At 60.4% G+C, this 22276-nt stretch carries 22 protein-coding genes; 4 read left to right on the top strand and 18 right to left on the bottom strand.

Annotation, left to right across the window (positions count from 1 at the left end):
* Positions 1-65: 65 nt before the first annotated feature.
* The 4 genes from argF to RJ40_RS12900 are packed head-to-tail and all read right to left on the bottom strand — an operon-like array spanning position 66 to position 3327.
* Positions 66-1001: an ornithine carbamoyltransferase gene (argF, locus tag RJ40_RS12915; protein ID WP_265581273.1), complete on the bottom strand. Its 936-nt coding sequence runs from the start codon at positions 999-1001 to the stop codon at positions 66-68.
* Positions 998-2293, bottom strand: coding sequence for a phosphoribosylamine--glycine ligase (gene purD, locus RJ40_RS12910; RefSeq protein WP_265581272.1), 1296 nt, complete (start codon positions 2291-2293; stop codon positions 998-1000). Before purD ends, argF begins: the two co-directional genes overlap by 4 nt.
* A gap of 27 nt (positions 2294-2320) precedes the next feature.
* The gene (pyrE, locus tag RJ40_RS12905; RefSeq protein WP_265581271.1) at positions 2321-2833 is read right to left on the bottom strand and encodes an orotate phosphoribosyltransferase; all 513 of its coding nucleotides are present in this window, start codon (positions 2831-2833) and stop codon (positions 2321-2323) included.
* Positions 2827-3327, bottom strand: a complete 501-nt coding sequence (locus tag RJ40_RS12900; RefSeq protein ID WP_265582583.1) for a CDP-2,3-bis-(O-geranylgeranyl)-sn-glycerol synthase — start codon at positions 3325-3327, stop codon at positions 2827-2829. Before RJ40_RS12900 ends, pyrE begins: the two co-directional genes overlap by 7 nt.
* Positions 3328-3505: 178 nt before the next feature.
* Between RJ40_RS12900 and tes the strand changes: the two genes are divergently transcribed.
* Positions 3506-4975, top strand: a complete 1470-nt coding sequence (gene tes, locus RJ40_RS12895) for a tetraether lipid synthase Tes (protein ID WP_265581270.1) — start codon at positions 3506-3508, stop codon at positions 4973-4975.
* A 543-nt stretch (positions 4976-5518) separates the two neighbouring features.
* Here the strand turns inward: tes and RJ40_RS12890 are convergent.
* A complete protein-coding gene (locus RJ40_RS12890) occupies positions 5519-6454 on the bottom strand; it encodes an ornithine cyclodeaminase family protein (protein ID WP_265582582.1) in 936 nt (311 codons plus the stop codon).
* A 238-nt stretch (positions 6455-6692) separates the two neighbouring features.
* Here RJ40_RS12890 and RJ40_RS12885 point away from each other — a divergent pair, with 238 nt between their 5' ends.
* Positions 6693-7283: a hypothetical protein gene (locus tag RJ40_RS12885; protein ID WP_265581269.1), complete on the top strand. Its 591-nt coding sequence runs from the start codon at positions 6693-6695 to the stop codon at positions 7281-7283.
* A 101-nt stretch (positions 7284-7384) separates the two neighbouring features.
* The gene (locus RJ40_RS12880) at positions 7385-8182 is read left to right on the top strand and encodes an ATP-grasp domain-containing protein (protein WP_265581268.1); all 798 of its coding nucleotides are present in this window, start codon (positions 7385-7387) and stop codon (positions 8180-8182) included.
* Between the two features lie 634 nt (positions 8183-8816).
* Here RJ40_RS12880 and RJ40_RS12875 read toward each other — a convergent pair.
* The 8 genes from RJ40_RS12875 to RJ40_RS12840 all read right to left on the bottom strand — a co-directional run bounded on the left by RJ40_RS12875 (position 8817) and on the right by RJ40_RS12840 (position 14541).
* The gene (locus tag RJ40_RS12875; protein WP_265581267.1) at positions 8817-9104 is read right to left on the bottom strand and encodes a UPF0058 family protein; all 288 of its coding nucleotides are present in this window, start codon (positions 9102-9104) and stop codon (positions 8817-8819) included.
* Positions 9105-9159: 55 nt separating this feature from the next.
* Positions 9160-10383 carry a DNA primase DnaG gene (gene dnaG / locus RJ40_RS12870; RefSeq protein WP_265581265.1) on the bottom strand — a complete coding sequence of 408 codons (1224 nt, stop codon included), beginning with the start codon at positions 10381-10383 and terminating at the stop codon, positions 9160-9162.
* 130 nt (positions 10384-10513) lie between these two features.
* Positions 10514-10873: a DUF167 domain-containing protein gene (locus RJ40_RS12865; protein WP_265581264.1), complete on the bottom strand. Its 360-nt coding sequence runs from the start codon at positions 10871-10873 to the stop codon at positions 10514-10516.
* 164 nt (positions 10874-11037) lie between these two features.
* Complete coding sequence (locus tag RJ40_RS12860) at positions 11038-12297, bottom strand: amidohydrolase family protein (protein WP_265581263.1); 1260 nt, start codon at positions 12295-12297, stop codon at positions 11038-11040.
* A gap of 14 nt (positions 12298-12311) precedes the next feature.
* Positions 12312-13307 (bottom strand): hydrogenase expression/formation protein HypE, encoded by a 996-nt coding sequence (gene hypE, locus RJ40_RS12855; protein ID WP_265581262.1) that lies wholly within the window; start codon positions 13305-13307, stop codon positions 12312-12314.
* Positions 13304-13645, bottom strand: a complete 342-nt coding sequence (locus tag RJ40_RS12850; RefSeq protein WP_265581261.1) for a hydrogenase maturation nickel metallochaperone HypA/HybF — start codon at positions 13643-13645, stop codon at positions 13304-13306. Before RJ40_RS12850 ends, hypE begins: the two co-directional genes overlap by 4 nt.
* Entirely contained in the window at positions 13646-13870 is a 225-nt protein-coding gene (locus tag RJ40_RS12845; RefSeq protein ID WP_265581260.1) for a HypC/HybG/HupF family hydrogenase formation chaperone, read from the bottom strand.
* A gap of 422 nt (positions 13871-14292) precedes the next feature.
* Complete coding sequence (locus RJ40_RS12840; protein ID WP_265581259.1) at positions 14293-14541, bottom strand: Hsp20/alpha crystallin family protein; 249 nt, start codon at positions 14539-14541, stop codon at positions 14293-14295.
* Between the two features lie 128 nt (positions 14542-14669).
* On the opposite strand from RJ40_RS12840, the gene RJ40_RS12835 reads away from it, so the two are divergent.
* Positions 14670-15992, top strand: a complete 1323-nt coding sequence (locus RJ40_RS12835; RefSeq protein ID WP_265581258.1) for a sodium-dependent transporter — start codon at positions 14670-14672, stop codon at positions 15990-15992.
* A gap of 398 nt (positions 15993-16390) precedes the next feature.
* On the opposite strand, the gene RJ40_RS12830 is transcribed toward RJ40_RS12835, so the two are convergent.
* From RJ40_RS12830 to RJ40_RS12810, 5 genes are all read right to left on the bottom strand, one after another.
* Positions 16391-16969 (bottom strand): HEAT repeat domain-containing protein, encoded by a 579-nt coding sequence (locus RJ40_RS12830; protein ID WP_265581257.1) that lies wholly within the window; start codon positions 16967-16969, stop codon positions 16391-16393.
* A gap of 240 nt (positions 16970-17209) precedes the next feature.
* Positions 17210-18346 (bottom strand): molecular chaperone DnaJ, encoded by a 1137-nt coding sequence (gene dnaJ, locus RJ40_RS12825; RefSeq protein WP_265581256.1) that lies wholly within the window; start codon positions 18344-18346, stop codon positions 17210-17212.
* A 6-nt stretch (positions 18347-18352) separates the two neighbouring features.
* Complete coding sequence (dnaK, locus tag RJ40_RS12820; RefSeq protein ID WP_265581255.1) at positions 18353-20203, bottom strand: molecular chaperone DnaK; 1851 nt, start codon at positions 20201-20203, stop codon at positions 18353-18355.
* Between the two features lie 13 nt (positions 20204-20216).
* A complete protein-coding gene (locus RJ40_RS12815; protein ID WP_265581254.1) occupies positions 20217-20741 on the bottom strand; it encodes a nucleotide exchange factor GrpE in 525 nt (174 codons plus the stop codon).
* A gap of 136 nt (positions 20742-20877) precedes the next feature.
* Positions 20878-22254: a phosphoadenosine phosphosulfate reductase domain-containing protein gene (locus RJ40_RS12810; RefSeq protein ID WP_265581253.1), complete on the bottom strand. Its 1377-nt coding sequence runs from the start codon at positions 22252-22254 to the stop codon at positions 20878-20880.
* Between the last annotated feature and the right edge of the window lie 22 nt (positions 22255-22276).

Raw genomic sequence — 22276 nt, 5'->3', positions numbered from 1 at the left:
GCGATGTTCAACAAAAACGAGAGGACTTCTACAGGGGCAAAAAAATACGAAAGGAAAAAACCTGATCACTGCGTCCCACAGGAGTGAACCCTGTCGCTGAGGAGATGGACCAGGAGCGCCTTCTGGGCATGGAGCCGGTTCTCGGCCTGATCCCAGACCACACTCTGCGGCCCCTCGATCACCTCATCGGTGATCTCCTCGCCCCGGTGCGCCGGGAGACAGTGCATCACGATCGCATCGGGCTCGGCCCGCCTGACCAGGTCGGCGGTGATGGTGTAGTCCTTGAAGTCCCGCAGACGCATCTCGCGCTCGTCCTCGTTCCCCATCGAAACCCATACATCGGTGTACAGGGCGTGCGCACCTGCCGCCGCCTCCTCTGGCGTCTCGCAGAAGGTGACCCGCGCCCCGCGTTCCTCGGCCTCCTCGACGGCCCATGCCGGCGGGCGGTAGCCCCGCGGCGTCGCCACCTGCAGTTCAAGCCCGGTGAGAGCCGAGGCAAGGAGCAGGGAGTTGCAGACATTGTTGCCGTCGCCGATCCACGCGACCCGGAGGCCCTTGAGGGACGAGAACTGCTCTTTGAGGGTCAGGAGATCGGCGAGCACCTGACACGGATGAGCCTTATCAGAGAGACCGTTGATGACCGGGACAGAGGCATATTTCGCAAACTCCTCGATGGTGCTGTGGTGGTAGGCCCGGATCATCACCGCAGAGACGAACCTGGAGAGCACCCGTGCGGTGTCCCTCACCAGTTCGCCACGGCCGAGTTGCATATCGGCCGGGTTGAGGAAGAGAGCATGGCCGCCGAGGTCGTGCATCCCGGCCTCGAACGAGACCCTCGTCCTGGTCGAAGCCTTCTCAAAGATCATCCCCAGACTGCACCCCGGCAGAATGGCGTGCGACTTGCCCGCCGCCCGGTAACTCTTCAGCCGCGCTGCACCGTCGAGCAGCGCCTCGATCTCGATTGCGTCACAGTCCAGAAGCGTTAAAAAATCCTTCTTCATTGAATATCCCTCATATGTGCGATTCTCTTCTCAAGGACCGCCCGCTTGCCGATGTCGTGCCTGTACCAGACCCCGCCGCGGACCGACCCGGCGGCCGCCTCGGCCTTTGCCTCGGCCTCCTCCAGGGAGTCTCCGATCCCGACGAAGGCCATCGTCCGCGAGGTGAGGGTCGAGAGGTGCCCGTCCATCTCCCCGATATTGGCATAATACAGGAGGGTGTCGCCATAGTTGCCGATGGTGATCGGCGCCCCGGCCACCGGGGCCACAGGATAGCCCTCAGGCACCAGGTACTTGCAGACCGTCGCCTTCGGTGCGAACTTCACGTGCGCCTGGGAGAGCGTGCCCTCGACGATCCGGCAGAGTACCTCTGAGAAGTCGGACTCCAGGATCGAGAGGACGTTCATCGCCTCGGGATCCCCAAAGCGGGAGTTGAACTCCACCACCTTCGGGCCGTCCCTGGTGTTCATGAACTGCCCATACAGGATCCCGCGGTACGGCTGTCCCTCGGCGATCATCGCCGCCACGGCGCTGCGCATGATCTCGAGGGCCGCCTCGTAATCGAGACGCGAGACGAAGGGGAAGAGATGATCTTCAAGGGAGTAGGTACCCATCCCGCCCGTGTTCGGCCCGACATCACCCTCATAGGCCCGCTTATGGTCCTGGACCAGGGGCATCGGCACCAGGTTGTTGCCGTCCACAAAGGCCTGGAGCGTGAACTCCTCACCGATCAACCGCTCTTCAAGGACGACATCGCCGCCGAGGCTCTGCACATATTCTTTCGCCCCCGCAGCGTCGACCTGCTCGCCCATGACCTTGACGCCCTTCCCGCCGGTGAGCCCGATCGGTTTGACGACGAGGTCGCCGTCATAGGCGTCGATGTACTCGCAGGCACCTTCGGCATCGCCATGGAAGACCCGGTAGAGCGGGCACCCGGCGATCCCGTGCTTCTCCATCATGGTCCGGCAGAAGGCCTTGTCGGTCTCGAGCCTGGCCGCCATCCTGGTGGGCCCGACGCAGGGGATGCCTGCTTCGTGGAGCACGTCGGCGATCCCGGCCTCCAGAGGGGCCTCCGGACCGATGACGGCATAGTCGACCGCATGCTCGGTCGCAAACGCCGTCACCGCTCTGACGTCCGTTTCTTTCTCGATAAGCACTTTTTCCGAGAGCTGAGCGATGCCAGGGTTTCGCCTGGCCATGACAGAATAGAGTTTCGCGTCGCTGTTGCGGGAAAGGGCACGAGCAATCGCGTGCTCCCGGCCTCCACCGCCCACAACAAGGATCTTCATGTCCATACGTATGCACTCCGGCAAATAAATTGGTTACAGGTCCATGATCTCAGAGACCGTTGTCAACGGTACGAGAGCGACCCCTTCTCCGGCAAAAGTCGCGGCCGCGCCGCTTTCCCGGTCCACGACCACAGCCACGGCGACGACCTCGGCCCCGACCTCCCTGAGCGCCCGGACCCCGAAGAGTGCGGAACCGCCGGAGGTCGTGACGTCCTCGACCAGGAGGACAGTCTTCCCCTCGACATCGCCGATGATCAGCCCGCTCTTCCCGTGCGACTTCTCTTCCTTTCTGATGATTGCATAGGGCTTGTCCGAGGCAAGAGAGGTGGCGACCGCCAGGGGGACGGCACCGACGGCGACGCCGGCGACGACATCGAAGGAGAACCTCCCTGCAAACGCCTCACCGATCTCCCTCAGGAGTATGGGATCGGTGATCGCCGACTTGATGTCAAGGTAATATGAACTCTTCGCCCCCGAAGCAAGGACAAAATTCCCGAACTGGACGGCTCCGTGGGCCTTGAGCAACGCTGCGACTTCTTTTACCATGGTACTTTCTTCACTCCTATCAGATAGCCGATGATATTTGCGGCACGGTGGAGGAGGGGCGTGAGGACGAGGATCCAGAGGAAGACCAGGAGATCCACGTACCTGACGACCCACTCGTACTGGAAGATGAGGAGGAGAACAAACGCCCCGACGACCAGGTCGTACTGATCGGCGATGAGCCACTCCTCACCGCTCTCCTTGCCGAGCCGCCGCTTGAAAAAACTCTTGGCCATGTCCCCGAGAAGGGCGCCGGCCGCCAGGAGCGTGACCGTGACGAACGTGTGCTCAGGGAGCGACGACCAGCCAAAGGTCTCCCTCAGCACGATCTGGATGAGCCCGACGGCGATCCCGGCAGCCACGCCCAGGAAAAAACCGCGGAACGTCTTGCCGTCCCCGAGGATCCGTCTCCCGTCCCGCCAGTTCTTCCCGAGGTCGACCGGCGTCCCACCGCCCAGGGCGGCGGCGGCGGAATTGGGTACATATGCCGGGACCATGATCCAGAACGCCGCGATGAGGGCTGATCCCACGTCAACGATACTAATAATACGAATCCCCTCAATTTCTACTTAGGTTTAAATGCCTGTCGGGTATAACCAATCTGTCAATGCCCGACATGGTCGGTACCATATATCATAGGAACGCTATTGTAAAGACAATGCCGGTGGATGAGATATGCTCCTGAAAGAAACCAAAAGCCTTTGCCCGATTTGCAGAAAAGTCCTCGATGCGGAGATTACCGAGGAGGACGGGAAGGTCTGGATCACTCGTACCTGTCCAGACCACGGCGAAGCGAAGAATCTCTACTGGTCAGATGCAGAGATGTATAGGCGTTTCGACGCGTATGAGGCCATCGGTGCCGGCGTCCTGAATCCACAGAAGGATGCCGGGGCCGAGGCATGCCCGGGCGCATGCGGGCTCTGCTCTAACCACCACTCAGGGACACTCCTTGCCAACATCGATCTGACAAACCGGTGCAACCTCAACTGTGACTTCTGCTTTGCCAACGCACGAGCATGCGGATTTATCTATGAACCGGAGTTCGACGAGGTGATCGGGATGATGGCGATGCTCAGGGAGGAAAAACCTGTCCCGCCACCGGCCGTCCAGTTCTCGGGCGGCGAACCGACGATGCGTGACGACCTTCCAGAGATCGTCTGGAAGGCCAAGGAGATGGGGTTCTCCCAGGTCCAGATCGCAACAAACGGGATCAAACTGGCAAAAGACATTAAATATGTCCAGGAGCTCAAGGACGTCGGGCTCAGCACTGTTTATCTCCACTTCGACGGCGTCACCAGGGAGACAAACCCGATCCTCCCCACGAGCCTGAAGGCCGTCGAGAACTGCAAGGAGATCGGGCTCGGCGTCGTGCTCGTCCCCACAATCATCAATGGCAGGAACGACCACGAAGTGGGAGCGATCCTGAAATATGCCGCCGAGCATGTGGAGGTCGTCCGCGGCGTCAACTTCCAGCCGGTCGCGTTTACCGGGGCGGCAAGCGAGGACGATATCAGGCGGGAGCGGGTGACCATCCCCGACCTCACCGAGCGGATCGAGGAGCAGACCGAGGGCGTGATCAAGAAGGATTACTTCTACCCGGTGCCCTGCGTCATCCCGATCTCCGACCTGGTCGAGACCTATACCGGCAAACCGCAGGTGCGGTTCACCACCCACCAGCACTGCGGTGCGGCGACCTATGTCTTTGTCGAAGACGACAAACTTATGCCGATCAACGAGATGGTCGATGTCGACAAGTTCTTTGAGGCGATCGACAGGATGGCCGTCAAGATGCAGAACGGCGGGACGATCAACAAGTATATGTCCCTGCTCGAAGGCGTGAAGGAGATGAGTGCCTCGGCATCGAAAGGTGAGGTCAATGGGACAAAGCTCTGGAAACTCCTCGGAGAGGCGCTGGTCTTCCAGAACTTCGATGCCCTCCGGGACTTCCACTGGAACGCCATCTTCATCGGCACGATGCACTTTATGGACAACTTCAACTACGACCTTGAGCGGGTCCAGCGTTGCTGTATCCACTACACGACGCCGGACGGCAGGATGATCCCGTTCTGCACCTACAACTCGGGCCCGGTCTATCGTGAAGAGGTCTGGAAGAAGTTTGCACAGCCCCTTGAGAAAAAGGAGTAGTGGCAAGTTATTACTCAAATATCGAATACTTTTTTTGTACGTCTCTGATTCCACACCATCCAATTCCATCGCGCCGGGGGAATGCACGATTGTACAATCGGGCATGAGCCGAAAGCACGTCTCAGGCATATCAGACATCTGGGTGTTGACACGACACTAGTAGTGAGTCAAGAACAAAATGTCGCCGCCGCGATGCGATTGAACGAGAGTTCTCTCTGCCATCGCGTGAAGAGAACGTAGGGAACGACGCCATCCTCTTCATGATCCCCCCGCTGCCTTCCCGGCCCTATCGCAATCCCGGGGGTCCGGGAGCAGCGCCCCCGGCGCGAGTGGTGGGAAGGCAGATCGATCAAAATGGCCGCCCCACAGAAAAAAGAAGAAATTTTTGTCACTTTCTTTCGCCGGGAGGAGACCCCCCAAAACCCCCCACGGCGAGGTAGAGGTGGGGCGGCGACGAAGCGGCGGTCCAGATCGCTGCCCCGCCGTGAAGAGTGTGACCAGGGGGCCCTGGTCAGACATTTTGGGATTGACTCGCCAGTAGGTTCACGGGAACCTGAGTTCGGTCCCCTCACCCCCCTCCATAACGAGGGCCGCGATCGCCAGATCCTGGATCGCAAGCCCCGTCGAGTCAAAGACCGTGATCTCATCCGCGGTCTCCCGCTTTTTTCTTCCGCATACCACCTCGCCGAGGGTGCCCGCAATCTCACCGGCGGTATAGAGCCCGGTCGAGATGGGCACATTCACCTCGCCCGAGTGGACGGCCTGCTCCATGTCGTCGACAAAGACGCGGGCGCGGGTGAGGAGAGCGGGATCGAGTTCCTCTTTTCCCGGAGCGTCGGCCCCGATGGCATTGATGTGCGTCCCCTCGCCGATCCATTCGGAGCGGACCAGCGGTTTTCGTGACGGGGTGGTGGTGACGATGAGGTCGGCGTCGCAGGCACGCTCGATCGAGGACGGGATGCAGGAGATGCGGTCGAAGAGGTCGCCGAACCTTGCGGCGTTCGCCGGCGTCCTGCTCCAGACCCGCATCTCCTCGATCTCCAGGATCTCGGCGATGGCGTTCACCTGGGCGACGGCCTGCCGACCGCTCCCGACGATGCCAAGCGTCACCGATCTCCTCGGAGCAAGATATTTCGCGGCGACCGCCCCGGCCGCACCGGTCCGCAGGTCGGTGAGGAGCGTGGCGTTCAGGACCGCCTCAGGCCTCCCGGTCTCGGGGTCGAGGATGACGGTGAGGGCCATCACGGTCGGGAGACCGATCTTCGGGTTCTCGGGGTGGACATTGACGATCTTGACCCCGGCGACGCCGAGGCCGGGGAGGTAGGCGGGCATGGTCCTGAAGTCTCCTTTCTCAAAGTTCACATAGACCTTCGGGGGCATCCTGGCTCTTCCTTCGCCATGTTCTCTGAATGCCTCCTCGATCGCCTGGTTGATGGTGGAGAGCGGAGGGAGCAGCAACCCTTCGGGATAATATTTCATGGGCGACATACTCACTTCCAGATACTAAGCCCTGCCGGTGAGAGGAGGGAGAGGGGAGTGGCGGAGGTCAGGATTCAAATGGGCAAAATCGAATTCAAATATAATTCCGAGATGGGATCGAGAGATCGGTACAGGGGGAGAGACGAACATCCGAACAGCCCTTCTGGAGAAATTCAGGTCGGACGGCAGGCATCATAACGCTTATATGAACTGACGCGGTTGAACGGATGGGGTGTGCATGCCATATACCTATTATGCCCATGGCCTGACGGCGGTCCATCACCTCTTTCTTGACCGTCTGGTCGAGGTCTTGAAAGAGAGCGGGGCGGACGTGGTCCCTGACGACGCTGCCGGCTGGACATTGATGCGGATCGCCTGGAAGGGAGAGTGCGGGGCCCTGGAGGTGAGACGAGCGGGGCCTGACCTGCAGGTCATATACGGTCCCGACGCCCCCGGAGAGGAGAAGAATACAGGCCCGCTCATCCATTTCCTCACCCTTGTATTCATTGATATCGACGACGAACTCAGGGCCATGACCGAGGGGGAGGAAGAAGGGCGGCTCCACAGAGGGGCGGGTGCGACAGAGGAACTGAGACGGCAACTCCAGGATGCCGGGAGGGAACTCCTCTCAGTCAGGGACGAGGTCAGGCAGTTGAAAGAACGCGGCGAGGATGTGAGCCGGCCGGAACAGTTGCTCAGGCGGGCGGAAACTCTCTGCCATGAGGCGGCCTCCGACCTGGACGCGGGCCAGAACCCTGCGGCGCTGGGAAAGGCCCGCGCTGTCGAGACGCTCCTCGAAAAGGTCGAGGCCGGACTCGGCGAGATCTGAAGGTGTCGGGGGCCGGATAGATACTTTCATCCCCTCCACCGGCCGAGTACTGATACATCAGACCGGCCCCTGCCGCCGGCGACCTGAGAGCGTGAGCGAGCATGATCCGCATCATACCTAAACCGACCGACACCCCCGACGACAACTCGACCGCCATGGTGATCAGAGCACTCAGGCAGATGGGAGCCGATTTTTCGCTCCTCGACCTGAACGCCATCGACCCCCTCGCCGCAGAGGTCAGCGGCGACCTGATCTGGGTCTGCGGGATGAAGCAGGACATCCACCAGTTCGAGTGTCTGGACGTCCTCTCCCTCGATAATCTGGTCATCAACTCACCTGACGCCATCGCCACCTGCGCAAGCAAGGTGAAGACGACCGCACTCCTCCTCAAAAATGGCGTCCCTTCGCCCGAAACCCTTTTCACTGCATCGCACGACCTGGCCGCTGCGTTCCTTGCCCGCCACGGTCAGGCAGTCATCAAACCGGTCTACGGCTATGACGGGATCGGGGTTTGCCTCATCAAAGACGAGACCGAACTCGGAGAGGCTCCCTATTATCTCCAGGAGTATGTCCAGAACGACCGTGACTACCGCGTCTTCGTCATCGAGGGGGAGGCGGTCGGGGCGATCTGCCGGCAGTCCCCGCACCTCACCCACAACATCCACCAGGGCGGGACCGGCACCCCGGTCGAGATCAGTGACGAGATGCAGGAGGCCGCCGGGGGGGCCGCCAGGGCGGTGGGCGCGGCGTACTGCGGGGTCGACCTGCTCGAAACCGCCGACGGATATACCGTCCTCGAAGTGAACGGAACCCCGAACTGGCACTGCATGGCGGCGCCGATCCCGAGGTTCCTCGCAGAACACCTGGTTGAGAAAGAGCGGGATTTCAGACTCTGTTGAACCAGGCATGAGCCGGGAGCACGCCTCAGGCATACCGAATGAACATTGTTCAGAGGATATTTTCTGGGTGTTGAGGGCCCCTTGATCTCTCTCAATCGTGACATGGCAACGGGTGGGATCACCGCTTCGTCGCCGCCCCACCTCTACCTCGCCGTGGGGAGGGACCGGGGGTCTCCCCCGGCGCAAGAATGAGGGAAGGCGATGGATTCAGACCATAGAGGGTTTGAGGCGATGAAAAGAGGATTGTTTCTACAAAGCCGCATATCTCATTCTTTTTTTTGGGTGGCCCCCTTCTGATCACACGCCTCCCCCCACTCGCGCCGGGGGGTTGTCCCCTCCCGGAACCCCCACGAACAGAGGATAGTCGAGGAGCGGCGATTGAACGAGATCCTCTCGGGTGTCCCGGCGCAAGGGAGGGGAATCCTTCCTCATCTTGAAACACTGCTCTGAGCAATGTTCAATCGCGTATGCTTGAGCCCATGGTTCATGCCTGATTCAACAGAGTCGTTCGCCGGAAAAATCGATCAAAATATGACGGTCTCACATAGATACCATGGAGCGGTGAAGAAGTGTAGATTCATGCCCGCCCACCGGCCGGTCTTCATGTCGGACTGGCCGGTGAAACGACCTGGATTCATTCGAAGTTGCGTTCCAGTTCTTTCTCAGCCCGCTCTGCGAGATCCTTCATCCGCGCCGAAATCCTGGTCGAACCAGTGAACTCAATGTCCTTCATGCCATTCGCAAGTTCCTGCCCGAGCACGAAGATCGCATGTTTGTGTTCGAGTTTGCTCTTGTGAATCTGCGAGGGATTGATCCTCAGAGCAGAGTACTGGGGAAACTTCAGTTCAGGGTTAACCAGTTCAAAGTAGTCCTTGATCTCGACAAGGATCTGATGCAGGGTAATCAGTTCTTCTTTATGCATGTCCAGACCCGGAAAGAGAAATAGGAAATTTTATTATATATATATTTGCTCCGTGCTACGCCTTCCGGATTTTCATGAGCCGCAGAGATAGTGGCCTCTTGACGATCTCTCTGAACTCAGGAGCCGCGACAAATTCGATCCCCTTTGCAAGGAACGCATCGACCAGACGCTGGTCCACCGGGCGATCCAGGACAATTCCGGCGGCATCGGGGTCGACGGTCTCAAGGGCATCCTCCACCTCGCCAGCGCCGACCTCGGTGATGAGATTGTAGTCGGCGTTCAGGAACCTGGCGGTCTTCCTCCCCTCCACCTCGCGCACCTGCTGCTCAAGCGTCGGGCCGGTGACCTCAGGAACCGCGGGGCCCTCTTCTTCCTCGGGCCCCTCGCTGACGATCACCTCCGTCTCCTCCTTTACCGGGATCTCGACTTTTTCGGGCGCAGGTTCCTTCCCCTCGTCGAGTTGCTCCCTGAAGTACTCCACCGGCATCTTGTTCCTGAGGGCCTTGATGATCTCTTTCCTGGTCAGATCCTCAACGCTCTTGCCCCTCGGACAGAGTGCGACATAGTCGATGTCGGCGACCTGCAGAAGTTCGCGCAAGATGAGGTCGCCACCCCGGTCGCCGTCCAGGAAGGCTGTCGCCGTCTTCACCTCGCAGAGTTTGGCGATCACCGCCGGAACTTTTGTCCCTTCCACTGCGACGGCGTTCTTGATCCCGTACCTCAGCAGGTTGATCACGTCGGCCCGCCCCTCGACGACAATAACGGCGTCGGACTCGTGGACATTTGGGCCGGCCGGGACTCGTTCCTCCCCCAGCACCCCGATCTTTTCGATCCGCATCGACTCGCGGACATCGTCGATGAGTTCGGTCGAGTCGATGGTGGTCTCGTCGAAATGCGTCAGCAGGAGCTCCTTCGCTCGCTCCACGATCTGCTTGCGCTTTGTCACCCTGATGTCCTCGATCCGCTCGACCCGTGCGTGGGCGACGCACGGTCCGACCCGGTCGATCGTCTCCAGGGACGCTGCGAGCACCGCCGTCTCGGCCCGGTCCAGGGACGAGGAGATGAGGATCTCTCCCCTTGTCTCGCCTTTCTTGCTCGTGATATGAACGTCTATCCGCCCGACCCGCCCGGTCCGCTGGAGATCGCGCAGGTCGAGGTCTTCGCCGAGCAACCCTTCAGTCTGGCCAAATATAGCCCCGACTACGTCAGGTTTCTCGACCACCCCCTCGGTATACAAATTAATGTGAATGAGATACTTAGTCGTATCAGATGAATACATGGTAAGCCTCCAGAGTATGTCATGTCAGGATTACTATGACAGACCATAGATAACAGTAGTAGATATACCGGGAGGAATACTTATATGCACCCCCATGCCCGGGAGTAAACATCTTGAAAGAATAGCCGTCCTATGGCTCAAGAAGCCCGGAGAGCCGTGATATCACATCATCTCTGGAGATGCCCAGAATTTCAATTTTTTTGGTGCTTGATGTCGCACCTGAGATGATGCTCACCGATGACTTCGGAACCCCGAATGTCCCGGCGATCAGATCGAGAATCGCGCGGTTCGCCTTCCCTCCCACCGCTCTGGCCGCGACATGGCAGATCACAGCCTTGCGCCAGGGGTTGTAGCCGACCGGAAAAGCATCTTTTTTGCAGCCTGCAGAAACGTCGATGGCGATCACAGCACCGTTGTCTGATCCGGACACGGCATCGTCATGAGAAGACATAAGAATCACGATATTATGTCGCCCGACGCTAACGACCATGGATCACCAGTGGCATGTGCCGTACTTCACCTGGTCATAACCCTCGCGCCGGGCGTAATGCCTGTCGCACGTCCGGGTTGTCCCGCAGCTCATATCCAGGTCATCGCCAGTCGATCGCGCGGGGACCTATGGGCGTGCATGTATCGGCATGCTACTATTTGGGCTCAGGGATTATAGCCTTTGCCAGGGAGCCAGGCGCCACCGCCCCCGAGACACTCGCCGTCAAGGACGGTGCAGGCCCCGTCCATCACCACGATCTCGGGGAAGACCGCGGCCATCCCCTCGAAGGGCGTCCAGGTGCATTTTGTATGCAGGGTGTCCGGGTCGATTGAAGTAGGTTCCCTGGGGTACAGGGCGAAGTCGGCCCGCTCGCCCGGCCCGAACCCTGCCGGGGCGATGCCGAGGATCCCGGCCGGATTGATCGCCGTCTTCTCGACGACCGACGCGAGAGAGAGCCGGCCGGAGACGACTTCGGCCATCAGGAGGGGGAGCATCGTCTCGACACCCGGCACCCCTGAGGGGGCCTCAGCGAAGGGGACCGCCTTCTCGGCGGCGGTGTGCGGGGCATGGTCCGAGGCGACGACGTCGATCGCGTCCCAGCGGCTCCAGAGTGTTTTTCGTTCTTTTTCGCTCCGGAGGGGAGGGTTCATCCTTGCATGAGTGTCCTCGGCTTCAAATTGTTCCCAGGAGAGAAAGAGGTGGTGGGGGGTCACCTCGACGGTCCCGACTGCGGCGTCGACGGCCGCGGCCGAACTCATATGACAGAAGTGGACCCGCCCGCCAGGAGGCACCAGACGGTCCACCGCCCTCACCGCCGCCGCCTCGGCGGAGGCAGGCCTGAGGCGATCATGCTCTGCAAGATTTTCAGGCGCACCGGGGAGCGGGTCTTCGGCATGGACGGTGACCAGAGCCCCGAGGTCTCGAAGCGCGAGGAAGGCCCGGCCGAGCACTTCGGGTGGCACCGCCGTTCCATAACTGGACGGCCCGGCGAAGACCTCGCCGAAGGCCATCGCACCGGCACGCCAGAGGGCCGGAAGGTCGGCGCCGGATACCACGCCGGCGTTGACCGCAAACCGGCACCTGGCCTGCCCGGCCGCCTCTGCAACACGCGCTCCGAATGCGTCGGGCGCGGTCAACGGCGGGAGGGTGTTGGGCTGGTCGACGACGACAGTCACCCCGCCGAAGAGGGCGCTGGTCGTCCCGGTCGTCCAGTCTTCCTTGGCCACCTGCGCCCGCCCGCCCCTGAGGTGGGTGTGCATATCCACCGCGGCTGGCAGGCAGAGGAGACCCGAGGCGTCGACGCTCTCGTCTGCCGGCAGGCCGGCACCGATATGGAGCACTCTCCCCTCGCCGAGACTGAGGTCGGCCACCCGGCCGGAGGGAAGGGTGAGCCCCCTGAGCACCAGCGCCGCATGCCCGGCCATCTCTCTTTCCCCCTTTAGCAGACCCTGGGTACCGGGTCGCCGATCGGCGCTTCGATAAAACGCTCGCCGCCGATCTTCGTCTTCATCACGACGCCCGAACCCTCGGTCACCCGGCCGATGATCGCAGCGTCTTTGCCATACTTATGAGAGCGGAGGGCCTTGAGCACCGCCTCGACGTCGTCGGCCGGCACACCCATGATCGTCTTGCCCTCGTTCGCCACCTCAAGGGGATCGATTCCGAGCATGGCCGCGGCACTCCGAACGCTGGTCCTGATCGGCAGGGCCTCTTCGTCGATCTCGACATGGACACCGGCCTTGCTCGCCATCTCGTTGATGGCATTGGCAAAACCGCCGCGGGTCGGGTCTTTCATCGCGTGGATCTCGCCGGCCGCAAGCGCCCGCTCGACCATGCCCCAGAGGGGGGCGACGTCAGATTTGATCTGCTCGCCCAGGTCGAACCCCTCGCGGTGGGCCATGATCGCAAGCCCGTGGTCGCCGAGGGTGCCGCTCGATATGATCACGTCGCCGGGACGAAGGCCGTTGTCCCTGACAACATGGTTGGCGACCCCGACCCCGGCGGTGTTGATGATGATCCCATCGAGCGAGCCGCGCTCCAGCACCTTCGTGTCGCCGGTGACGACCGAGGCCCCGACCTCGCCGAGGGCTGCGTCCATCGAGGCGACGATCCGCTCCAGGTCGGCGACATCGAAACCTTCCTGGATGACCATCGCACACGAGAGGGCGATCGGTCGCCCGCCCATCATCGCCAGGTCGTTGACCGTCCCGGAGACGGCGATCCTGCCGATGTCGCCGCCGGGGAAGAAGATCGGGTGGACGACATGGCTGTCGGTCGTAAAGACGATCTTCTGGTCGCCGACCGGGATCACCGCCCCGTCGTCGAGGGACTCGAGTCCGATCCCGCCGGCATTGTTGTTCTCGAACTTCGTGATCACGCTCAGGAGTTCGCCCATCACTTCTCCGCCCGCACCGTGCATCAGGTTGACTTTCATGATTCGTTCACTTCGATCTCAATATTGGTGACTACGATCTCCTTTCCTTCGACGATATGGGGGAGCCCGCCGCACTGCGGGCAGACGAACTTCTCGTCCCCTTCATACCCGCACTCGCATCTGGTCCGCACCTTCACGGTCCGACACTCCAGATGCGTCCCGGTAAAGAGGGGGTCGTCCTCCACGATCACCCCGAAGAGAAACTCGACCTGTTCAGGGTTCACCATCGCCATCTCGCCGACGTCGACCTTGACTGTCGTGACCTCGTCGGCCCCGTTCTCAATTGCGGCCCGCCTGGCGGTGGCGAAGATGTCGTATGCTATGCTGTACTCGTGCATTTACTCTTCCATCGCTGCGTAGACTTCTTTGAAGAGTTCTCTGGTGGAGAGACCCTCCTCGCGGCTGAGCTTCTGGATGGCAAAACCGACATGGACGAGGACAAACTCGCCGATCTCGACGTCGACCAGGTCGAGGCGGACCTCCTGTTTGAGTTCACCATAGTCGACGACGCCGATATTGCCGTCCTTTTTCTCGATCACTTCGGCAGGAACTGCAACACACATCGTATTTCCTCAGATAGGGAGTATGGGCGCCGGTAGTAAAAACACCTTCCGAAGTGACATAGAACAAATGGGCTCCGAAAAACCTGTGACAAGACCGGAGCATGACGTGAGCAGGCCGTATAGGATGTTTTTCTATGAGCAGATCCCGGAGGTGTCGGGGGCTGAACATTCACGGGGATCGGCCTTGTAAGACGGTGTAGAATTCAGCATGAACCCTGGGCTCAAGCATACGCGGTTGAATATTGTTCTGAGTAGGGTTTCGATACATTGAGGGATCTTTGATCCCTCTCTTAGCAAAGGGGGCGGGAAGGCAAAATTGATGAACACGAAGAGGATGTTGCCATCTCCCCCGTCAAGAAAAATAGCCACGCTTGACAACTACCGGGGTCCTATCCCTCCGCACTTCATCAGGTGATCGGGATCTATACGATCCCTCGCTCCTGCGGTTTCCTGTACGGGACGTCGATGACGAGCAACCCGTTGTGATACTTCGCCTTCGCCTTCTCGTAATCGATCGGGCAGCGGGTGGCGTACGAACCGACATACCGCACCCCCTCCTTCGAGGCCCGCACAAAGAAACTGTCGTCATGCATGCTCAACACGATCTCCTCTTTTGCCACGCCGGGCAGTTCCACCTCGATGTGCAGGTGCTCATGGCCCTCGTCAGGCATCGCATACACCACCGGTGCGATCCATCACTTCAGTCATCTCATATCGACGCCTGAGGCTGAGCGACATGCTATATAAATCACCTCACCCCTAGTCCGGAGTGAGAGGGTCGAAGATTCCGGTTGATACCATGCCTTCAGAGAGTGCCGACACCACGAAACGGGCCGAGTGGTCGCGCTACGGGTTTGTCCTCGCGGCGATCGGTTCGGCCGTCGGCCTTGGAAATATCTGGCGATTCCCCTATGTCGTCGGCGAAAACGGCGGCGGGGCCTTCCTCGTCCCCTATATCGTTTCGTTTTTCTGCTTCGGGATCCCGCTGATGGTCCTCGAGTTCACCGTCGGCAGGGGGTTCAGGGGCTCGGTGGTGACCGCCTTTGGACGCCTCCACCCGCGGCTGCGCCACCTCGGCCTCCTCCCCTTCGTGATGACTCTTGTGGTCTTCAGTTACTACTCGGTCATCGCCGGGTGGACACTGGCCTACATCATCTTCTCGGTCACCGGATACATGGACTTCGAGACCTTCACCTCCTCTCCCCTCCCGCGGGTCACCTTCTTTGCGACCATCCTCCTCGCCGGTGCGGTGGTGAAGGTCGACCTCAAGGCCGGGATCGAACGGGCGAACCGGTACCTGATGCCGGTGCTCGGCGTCGCCCTCCTGATCATGCTCGTCCAGGCGCTCACGCTGCCCGGCGTGCAGGCCGGACTGGCCTACTACCTCACCCCCGACCTCTCGGCCCTCTCCGACCCGGCGATCTGGGTGCAGGCCGCGGGTCAGGTCTTCTTCTCCCTGAGCATCGGCTTCGGGGTGCTCCTCACCTACGGGAGTTATCTCTCCGACTCGGCATCCATCCCGCGTTCCGCAGCGGTCATCGCAGGCGTCGATTTCCTGGTCGCCCTCGTCGCGGGTTTCATCATCTTCCCGATCGTCTTCTCCTTCGGCTTCGACCCGGTCTCAGGCCCGCAACTCGCCTTCATCACCCTCCCGCAGATCTTCTCGACGATGGCCTTCGGCTCATTCTTCGGGACGATATTCTTTATTCTTCTCTTCGTAGGGGCGATCTCTTCGATCCTCTCGATGGTGGAGGGCGGGGTGGCGACGATGGTCGACGAGTGGGCATGGCCGCGGGAGAAGGCGACCATTTTCATCTGCACTCTCGCCGCCCTCATCGGCCTCCCTTCGGCCCTCAGCTATGCCGGATACGACCTCATCCTCTTCGGCGCACCCTTCCTTGACAACGTCGACCTCCTCTTCGGAACGCTCCTGGTCCCGGTCTCCGCCTCGATGATCTGCCTCGCCTTCTCATGGCTCTGGAAACCAGAATCGCTTCTCACCGAGGTGAACAAAAACAGCAGGTTCAAATTTTCGAGAACCGCGGTCTACTATCTACGGTACATCGTCCCCCTTCTCCTGCTCGTCACCCTCGCGAGCACGGTGGTCAGGACATTCCTCTGATTTTTTGGTAGTGCCACAGAAGAGGACTGAAAATCTATTTTTGAGCATTTGACTCTGATGAACCTCTCATTTTTTTGTCATGACTCTCTGGCCGTGTAGAAAACTATGATCAATCTCCTCCCGAGAGGGGAGCGGACAGAAACCGAGCAGCCTGCCGCCCCGACCGCAGAATCTTCACCGCCGTCTCGCACCGGAGAGGGTTGCCCCCCGGACCCCTCACGACGAAGATAGCCGAAGGGCGGCAATTGAACAGTATCCTTCAGGTGCCCTGTTGCGAGGAGAGGGATCAAGTATCCCTCTGCACTCAGGAGAACTGCAACGAGAAGTTTTCATCACGTATGCTTGAACCCGGGGTTCATGTCGAATTTTACAGAGTCCGAAAAAAGGAAGTTTGAGGATCAGCAACTCGAACAGGTGCCGTGCCGCTGGAGGATCTGGTCGAGGGCCCACCCGGCCCACCACCGGACCTGCGGATCCTCATCTTTCAACGCCTCGGTGAGCGGAGTGTCGGCCTTGCAGTGGCCGATAGTGCCGAGGGTGTAGGCGGCCCAGGTTCTGGTGACGGTGTCGCCTTCGGCAAGGGCGACGATCAGCCTGTTGAGCGCGGGGGTGCCGATGGCCGAGAGCCCCCATGAGGCGGCCATCCGCAGATCCTTGTTTTCCTGGCTGAAGAGTTCGATGAAGGCCTCGACGGCCTGCTCTCCCATCATCATCCCGATGGCGAGGGCGGCGTCCTCTCTGATCTTCTGCGATTCCCCGTTGAAGAGATAGTCGGTGAGCCCTTCGAGGTCGTTCTCGACAGCGCAGTCGAGCACCTCGGGGGAAGGTGCGACATCGGTCTCGACAGGAAGGGTGTCGTCAGAGAGATCAGGGTTTGCGGGGTTTTGCATGGATGGTTGGTAGGCGGGGAAGGTATAAGATAGGCATGGATCGGTCGACAGGCCGTTCGGTCTCTTCGAGCGTGTGCCCGTCTTCATCCCTCTCCCCGGAGCACCCATATCCCGGCTTTTTAAAATTGGGCTTGAGCCGAAAGCACGCCTCAGGCATACCACATGAACATTGCTCCGGGCAGCGCTTCGGAGTGTGGGGGGATCCTTGCTCCCTCTCGGCAGAGGGCTGATCGTTCTGAGGGCGTTTCAGTCGCCCGCATATCAACCATAAGCGGTTCGAAAGAGTCAAAACCAGAAAAAAAGCGCGAAAAAAGATCGAAGGGCGGTCTACTCCTCAGACCCGCCCCGCATCTTATCGACGAAGTCCTTGAAGAACCCCTTCTTCCCTGAATTCTTCTTCTCGATCTCAAGGATCTTCTCGTAGAGTTCCTTCTCCTCGTCAGAGAGTTTTTTGGGCACGACAAGCCGCACCCGGACCAGGAGGTCACCGGGTCTGCCCCGACGCCGCACTCCCTCGCCAGGGATCCGGAGGGCCGTGCCATGCTGGATCCCGGCCGGAACCTTCAGTTCGACCGTGCGGTCGTCGATGGTCTTTACCTCGACCGTGGAACCGACCACCGCCTGGGCCGGGGTGATCTTCACCTCGGTCTCCAGATTGTCGCCGGTGCGGACAAACTTCGGGTTCTCCTCGACGAGCACCTCGACGTACAGGTCGCCGACCGGTGCGCCGTAATCGCCGGCCTCGCCGTAGCCTTCCATCCTGAGGCGGATGCCGGTATACGCACCCGCCGGGATGTGGACCGTGACCTTCCGCTTCACCCGGGTGTGGCCGCTCCCGCCGCATGCCGTGCAGGGTTCCTCAGGGATCTTCCCCCGGCCATTGCAGGACGGACAGGTGCTCATCCTGACAAACTGCCCGAAGAGCGACTGGCTCACCTGCCGGATCTGCCCGCTCCCGCCGCACTTCGAGCAGGTGCGCATCTTCTTGTTCTTGCTACCCGTCCCGTCACAGTCAGGACAGGACTCGCTGTGGAAAACCTCCACCTCGCGGTCGACCCCGAAGACCGCGTCCCTGAGGCTGATCTTCATCCTGAGGAGGAGATCGGCGCCGGGCTTGGGGCCTCTGGGGCCGCCGCCCCCACCTCCACCAAAGAAGGTGTCGAAGATGTCTCCAAACCCGCTGAAGTCTGCCTGGAACCCGCCATATCCGCCGCCGCCCGAGTACGAACCCTTCGAGGCGTTGGTGAACGCATCGTGGCCGACATTGTCGTACTGGGCCTTTTTCTGCTCATCCGAGAGGACCGAGTAGGCCTCGTTGATCTCCTTGAATTTTTCCTCTGCGTCCGGTTCCTTGCAGACATCAGGGTGATACTTGCGTGCAAGGTTGCGGTACGCCTTCTTGATCTCCTGCTGGCCGGCATCCTTCGAGACGCCGAGGACATCATAGTAGCTTCCCGCACTCATCGATGCTCACTCTTTCTTCTCGTCCTTGACGTTGAAGTCGGCATCGACGACATCGTCGTCCTGCTTCTTCTCCGCACCCTCGGCGCCGGCGGCCTGCTCGGCCTGCTGCGCCGCCTGCTGGGCTTCCTGGTAGATCTTGGCGGTGACGGCGTAGACGGCCTCGGTGAGTTCTTCCATCTTCTTCTTGATCTCCTCCGTGTCGTCGCCTTCGAGGGCCGTCTTCAGGGCAGCGGAACTCTCCTCGATCTTTTTCTTATCGTCCTCGCTGATCTTGTCGCCGGACTCCTTGATCGCCTTCTCGGCAGCGTAGACCGCAGAGTCGGCATTGTTGCGGACCTCGATCTCCTCGCGCTTCTTCTTGTCGTCTTCTTCGGCGCCCTTTGCGTCGTTGACCATCTTCTCGATCTCCTCGTCGGAGAGACCCTTGCCGCCCTTGATGGTGATGGTCTGTTCCTTGCCGGTGCCCAGATCCTTGGCCGAGACGTGGACGATGCCGTTGGCGTCGATGTCGAAGGTGACCTCGATCTGCGGGATGCCGCGGGGTGCCGGGGGGATCCCCGCAAGCTGGAACCGCCCGAGGGTGAAGTTGTCCTTGGCGAGGGCGCGCTCGCCCTGGATCACATGGATCTCGACACTGGTCTGACCGTCTGCGGCCGTGGAGAAGATCTGGCTCTTCCTGGTCGGGATGGTGGTGTTGCGCTCGATCAACTGGGTGGCGATCCCGCCGAGGGTCTCGATGCCGAGAGAGAGTGGAGTGACATCGAGGAGGAGGACGTCCTTGGCCTCGCCGGTGAGCACACCACCCTGGATGGCGGCACCGACAGCCACACACTCGTCAGGGTTGAGCCCCTTGTCGGGATCCTTGCCGGTGACCTTCTTCACCATCTCCTGCACGAGCGGGACACGGGTCGACCCGCCGACCAGGAGGACGTGGTCGATGTCGGAGGCGGTCAACTTTGCGTCGGAGAGCGCCTGCTTCACCGGCTCGATCGTCTTCTCGACCAGGTCGCCGATGAGCTGCTCGAACTTCGCACGCGAGAGGTCAAGATCCAGGAACTTCGGCCCGGTCTCGTCGGTGGTGATGTAGGGGAGGTTGATGTTGGACTTCTGAACGCTCGAGAGTTCCTTCTTGGCATTCTCGGCAGCGTCCTTCACCCGCTGCATCGCCATCGGATCCTTGCTGAGGTCGATCCCCTCTTTTGCCTTGAACTCAGAGACGATCCACTCGACGACCCGCTGGTCGAAGTCGTCACCGCCGAGACGGTTGTTCCCGGCCGTCGCCTTCACCTCGAAGACACCGTCGCCGAGCTGGAGGATGGAGACATCGAAGGTGCCGCCGCCGAGGTCGTAGACGAGGACCGTCGACTCTTCTTCCTTCTCGATGCCGTAGGCAAGGGCGCTCGCGGTCGGTTCGTTGATGATCCGCATCACTTCAAGGCCCGCGATCTTGCCGGCGTCCTTGGTCGCCTGCCTCTGGGCGTCGTTGAAGTAGGCCGGGACAGTGATGACTGCCTTCGCGATCTCCTCGCCCAGATAGGCCTCGGCATCGACCTTCAGCTTCTGGAGGATCATGGCCGAGATCTCCTGCGGGGTGTATTTCTTGTCGTCGATCCCGACCGTCTCGTCGGTCCCCATATTCCGCTTGATCGAGGTGATGGTCTTTTTGGGGTTGGTGACCGCCTGCCTCTTTGCGACATTGCCGACAAGACGCTCGCCGTCTTTGCTGAATGCCACAACCGAGGGGGTTGTCCTGCCGCCTTCGGCGTTTGCGATGACGACCGGGCTGCCGCCTTCCATGATCGCCATGCAGGAGTTCGTCGTCCCGAGATCAATGCCGAGTACTTTTTCTGATGCCATTGATTATGCTCCTTTATTCTTTTCCTTTGGAGACTGCGACCTTTGCGTGCCTGATAACCGTGTCGTGCATACAGTAGCCGCGGATGAATTCTTCAACAACTGTGCCTTCCGGGTGGTCGGACGGGATGCAGGCGACCGCCTCGTGCTCTTCAGGGTTAAACTCCTGGTTCACGCACTCGATCGGTCTGACACCATGCTTCTCCAGGATCCCGGAGAACTCTTTCTGGATACTCTCAAGCCCCTCGCGAAGAGAGGCATCGTCGGCCTTCAGCGCCCGCTCGAAGTTGTCGGCAACTTCCAGCAGTTCAACGGCGAATTTTTCGAGTGCGAACTGCCTGACCTCATCGGCCTGCCGTGCGCTACGCTTTCTGAAGTTGTCGAAATCCGCAGCAAGACGGAGGTACCGCTGGTTCAGATCCTCAGAGGCTTTCTTGAGGTTCTCATTCTCATTCCTGAGTTCCTCACAGGTCTCTTCGGCGGCTCCTCCCTCCTTGCCGGTATGCGAGGGGCCGGCTTCTTCAGGCACCTTCTGATTCATATCCGTCTCCATGGAATTCCTCGTAAATGATACAATATCAGTTGTAATGTAGTTCTATATATAAGTTTGGGCATTGGCCGGCGGGATGGCCATGGAATATCATCCTAATATCAAATTAAAGGAAAAAATTTGGTTTTTACTGCTTTTGTCTCTTCTTCGGGAGCCTGATCCCGCACTGCGCCGCGAGTTCCCGCATCTTCGGTGGCGGCTCCTGCCACCGCCAGATCCCCATCTCGATGCAGCGCTGGGGGATATGTTCCTTCTTTCCCCATGCACTGAGGTGTTTGTCCCACCTGGCGACAAGTTCAGGGTGGATTTCACGCGTCCGCGCCGCCTCGCTCTCCAGCATGGCCGGGCAGAGCCAGCACCCCACCCGCTCGAACCCCTCTTCGTAGAGGGGGTTGTACGGCACCTGCCGCCACCAGAGGTACAGGAATACCTCGAGTGCCCGCCAGTTCCGGATCGGCGAGATGTTCAACTGCCGCGGGTTGAAGGGGTTCTCGATCACCGGGGGGAGGTTCGAGCGCGAGAACGACTCGTACCACCGGTTCCCCTGGATGGTGACGCACGGCCCCTCCTGTTCGAGCCAGTTCTTCACCGGCTGAAGTTTGAGCCTCTCGCAGCACCACCGGTCGTCCTTCCTGGGCAGGCCGTGCTTTTTCAGTTCGGACCAGAAGTCGGGCCCATGCAGCACCTTCTCGATTCCGCACTCCCTGACAAACTTGACCGTCTCAGGGAACTCCACCCCGGTGTTCACATAATAGACCTCCTCGACCCCGGCCCGGCGGGCAAGTTCGAGGACGACGGTGCTGTCCTTCCCCCCCGAGAACGAGACGTTCGCCCTGGGGCGGTCGTGCATGTGCTGCCTGATGAACCGGATCGCCGTCCTCTCCAGGTTCTTGAGGTGCTTTGCGTTTGCCTTCCCCGTCTCCTCCCATGACGGATCGGGGGCTTCGACCGGGTCGACCCGCCCGATCTGCTTCACCTTTACCTCGCCCTCTCTGAGCGTCCCGACACCGGCGAGGTTGCCCATCCTCACCACCACCGGGCCGTCCTCAAGATCGGTCGTCCTGACCGCGACTTTCTTCCCGCCGATCCGCCCCTGGTTCAGTCCCTGTCCGGCGGCGGCCTCGGTGATGTCGACGACGCTCCTGGTGACCGAGGGGAGGAGATAGGACAGTGCCTCAAAAGAGAGGTCAAAGGTATAGGTCCTGGAGACCGGGTCGAAAGTGAGTCGCCCGAAGACGACACCATCGGCGATGACAGACTCCGCGCGGTCCACCCCCCCGATCTTGTTGAAGAGGACCACCTGCGGGAGGCGGTCGATCCCGAAGCGGTCACGGAGAAGGGAACGCAGGAGTTCCATGTCGTGACTGAGCGCCGGCCTGACATCATAGGGTTTCTGGAGAACTACGGGGGTGCCCTCGGCTCCGCACCGGCAATTCTTGCCGATGAGAGGGAGATTGCAGACCGGGCACCAGTACAGAGTCTTCTTGACGGCGGGTTCCTGCATATGATCACAACTCTGTTTGTCG

Origin of the sequence: Methanofollis aquaemaris, from assembly GCF_017357525.1 — an archaeon.
Classification (GTDB): domain Archaea; phylum Halobacteriota; class Methanomicrobia; order Methanomicrobiales; family Methanofollaceae; genus Methanofollis; species Methanofollis aquaemaris.
This window is presented reverse-complemented; position numbering and strand designations above follow the sequence as displayed.

Excerpts from the sequence above, each read along its gene's own strand:
- argF (WP_265581273.1), bottom strand. The coding sequence starts at position 1,001 with ATGAAGAAGGATTTTTTAACGCTTCTGGACTGTGACGCAATCGAGATC.
- purD (WP_265581272.1), bottom strand. The coding sequence starts at position 2,293 with ATGGACATGAAGATCCTTGTTGTGGGCGGTGGAGGCCGGGAGCACGCG.
- pyrE (WP_265581271.1), bottom strand. The coding sequence starts at position 2,833 with ATGGTAAAAGAAGTCGCAGCGTTGCTCAAGGCCCACGGAGCCGTCCAG.
- RJ40_RS12900 (WP_265582583.1), bottom strand. The coding sequence starts at position 3,327 with ATGGTCCCGGCATATGTACCCAATTCCGCCGCCGCCGCCCTGGGCGGT.
- tes (WP_265581270.1), top strand. The coding sequence starts at position 3,506 with ATGCTCCTGAAAGAAACCAAAAGCCTTTGCCCGATTTGCAGAAAAGTC.
- RJ40_RS12890 (WP_265582582.1), bottom strand. The coding sequence starts at position 6,454 with ATGAAATATTATCCCGAAGGGTTGCTGCTCCCTCCGCTCTCCACCATC.
- RJ40_RS12885 (WP_265581269.1), top strand. The coding sequence starts at position 6,693 with ATGCCATATACCTATTATGCCCATGGCCTGACGGCGGTCCATCACCTC.
- RJ40_RS12880 (WP_265581268.1), top strand. The coding sequence starts at position 7,385 with ATGATCCGCATCATACCTAAACCGACCGACACCCCCGACGACAACTCG.
- RJ40_RS12875 (WP_265581267.1), bottom strand. The coding sequence starts at position 9,104 with ATGCATAAAGAAGAACTGATTACCCTGCATCAGATCCTTGTCGAGATC.
- dnaG (WP_265581265.1), bottom strand. The coding sequence starts at position 10,383 with ATGTATTCATCTGATACGACTAAGTATCTCATTCACATTAATTTGTAT.
- RJ40_RS12865 (WP_265581264.1), bottom strand. The coding sequence starts at position 10,873 with ATGGTCGTTAGCGTCGGGCGACATAATATCGTGATTCTTATGTCTTCT.
- RJ40_RS12860 (WP_265581263.1), bottom strand. The coding sequence starts at position 12,297 with ATGGCCGGGCATGCGGCGCTGGTGCTCAGGGGGCTCACCCTTCCCTCC.
- hypE (WP_265581262.1), bottom strand. The coding sequence starts at position 13,307 with ATGAAAGTCAACCTGATGCACGGTGCGGGCGGAGAAGTGATGGGCGAA.
- RJ40_RS12850 (WP_265581261.1), bottom strand. The coding sequence starts at position 13,645 with ATGCACGAGTACAGCATAGCATACGACATCTTCGCCACCGCCAGGCGG.
- RJ40_RS12845 (WP_265581260.1), bottom strand. The coding sequence starts at position 13,870 with ATGTGTGTTGCAGTTCCTGCCGAAGTGATCGAGAAAAAGGACGGCAAT.
- RJ40_RS12840 (WP_265581259.1), bottom strand. The coding sequence starts at position 14,541 with ATGCCTGACGAGGGCCATGAGCACCTGCACATCGAGGTGGAACTGCCC.
- RJ40_RS12835 (WP_265581258.1), top strand. The coding sequence starts at position 14,670 with ATGCCTTCAGAGAGTGCCGACACCACGAAACGGGCCGAGTGGTCGCGC.
- RJ40_RS12830 (WP_265581257.1), bottom strand. The coding sequence starts at position 16,969 with ATGAAGACGGGCACACGCTCGAAGAGACCGAACGGCCTGTCGACCGAT.
- dnaJ (WP_265581256.1), bottom strand. The coding sequence starts at position 18,346 with ATGAGTGCGGGAAGCTACTATGATGTCCTCGGCGTCTCGAAGGATGCC.
- dnaK (WP_265581255.1), bottom strand. The coding sequence starts at position 20,203 with ATGGCATCAGAAAAAGTACTCGGCATTGATCTCGGGACGACGAACTCC.
- RJ40_RS12815 (WP_265581254.1), bottom strand. The coding sequence starts at position 20,741 with ATGAATCAGAAGGTGCCTGAAGAAGCCGGCCCCTCGCATACCGGCAAG.
- RJ40_RS12810 (WP_265581253.1), bottom strand. The coding sequence starts at position 22,254 with ATGCAGGAACCCGCCGTCAAGAAGACTCTGTACTGGTGCCCGGTCTGC.